1 protein-coding gene is annotated in these 860 nt (G+C 69.5%); it reads right to left on the bottom strand.

Annotated features, from left to right (window positions below):
* Positions 1-860 (bottom strand): aminotransferase class I/II-fold pyridoxal phosphate-dependent enzyme (locus B4M60_RS00965; RefSeq protein WP_291079490.1); only part of this gene is annotated, 860 nt, incomplete at both ends.

An 860-nucleotide genomic window follows, 5' to 3' on the forward strand; every position in this document is an offset into this window, starting at 1 on the left:
CCGAACGTCACCACCGACCCACCGCCCGACATCTGCGCCCGCGCCAGCTCGTGCTGCGGGTGCGACTCCAGCATCGGGTACGCCACCCAGTCCACGGCGGGGTGCGACTCGAGGAACCGCGCCACCTCCAGCGCGTTGGCCGACATCCGCTCCACCCGCAGGCTCATGGTCTCCAACCCCTTGAGCAGCACCCAGGCGTTGAACGCGCTCATCCCGAACCCGGCGTGGCGCATGAGGTTCTGCACCGGCCCGGAGATGAACTCCTCCGGCCCCAGCACGGCGCCGCCCAGGACGCGGCCCTGGCCGTCGATGTGCTTGGTGGTGGAGTAGACCACGATGTCCGCGCCCAGCTCGAGCGGCTTCTGGTGCAGGACGGTGGCAAAGACGTTGTCCACCACCACCTGCGCGCCGGCCGCATGGGCCAGCTCGCATACCGCGCGGACGTCCACCAGCTCCTGCATGGGATTGGAGGGGGACTCGAAGAACACGGCGTCGGTCGGCTCGCTCAACGCCTCGCGCCACTGGTCCAGATCGGCGCCGTCCACGAACACCGTCTCCACGCCCCAGCGCGGCAGTATCTCGTTGCAGATCACGAAGCAGGAACCGAACAGCGCCCGCGAGGCCACCAGGCGCGAGCCGTTGCCGCACAGCGCGGCCAGCGCCACGAACACCGCCGACATGCCGGAGCTGGTGGCGAAGCACGCCTCGGCGCCCTCGATCTGCCGCAGCCGCTCCTGGAACATCGCCACGGTGGGGTTGCCGTAGCGGGAGTAGACGAAGCGCTGGATGTCCCCGTTGAACGCCGCCTCCGCGGCCTCCGCCGACTCGTAGACGTAGCCGGAGTTGAGGAACATCGGCTC

Origin of the sequence: Dietzia sp. UBA5065 (assembly GCA_002415925.1) — a bacterium.
In the GTDB taxonomy this organism is placed as follows: Bacteria; Actinomycetota; Actinomycetes; order Mycobacteriales; family Mycobacteriaceae; genus Dietzia.